This is a genomic window from Vibrio sp. 10N.222.48.A3 (genome assembly GCF_041475345.1).
GTDB classification, from domain to species: domain Bacteria; phylum Pseudomonadota; class Gammaproteobacteria; order Enterobacterales; family Vibrionaceae; genus Vibrio; species Vibrio tasmaniensis_A.
In genome coordinates, this window is the sequence record NZ_JBFRVX010000776.1 from 1 (window position 1) to 508 (window position 508).

Consider the following 508-nt stretch of genomic DNA (forward strand, 5'->3'; position numbering starts at 1 on the left):
GTCTCTGCTCACTCTGTTGAGTTATTTAAATCCGTTATTACCGCGGGGCAGGCTGCATTAAAAGCCAGTATGGTTATAAATGGCGGTGCCGCTGCTGCGCTTTTAGCATTCACAGGAAAGATATGGACTGAAGGTTCTTCCGTTAATGTCACTTCGGCTTTAAGTTTATCTATATTGATCTTTTGTGCAGGTCTGCTTACAGCTGCTTTTGCTACTGCAACAACATATCTATCTCAGTTGTGTTATGGACATCATAAGGACAAAATTGGTCATGCTATTAACGCAGTTACAATAGTTGTTGTCTTAGGTTCATTCGTTTGTTTTGCGTATGCTGCTTATACGGCAGCTTCGTCTTTTGGTCTACATTTCAATAGCCTATAACAATGACAATAAATGACCGAAATAGATTGGCTTTCGGGTACACAAATCATGATGCTTCGACGAAAAGTTTTCCCCTGAAGAATTTCAATAAAGCAGTAAGTTACAACTCAAACGTATCCGCCCCATG

Annotated in this window: 1 pseudogene; it reads left to right on the forward strand. The window is 40.4% G+C overall.

The window, feature by feature from the left end:
* A pseudogene (locus tag AB4653_RS19660) lies at positions 1–381 on the forward strand (hypothetical protein); the annotation flags it as partial.
* Between the last annotated feature and the right edge of the window lie 127 nt (positions 382–508).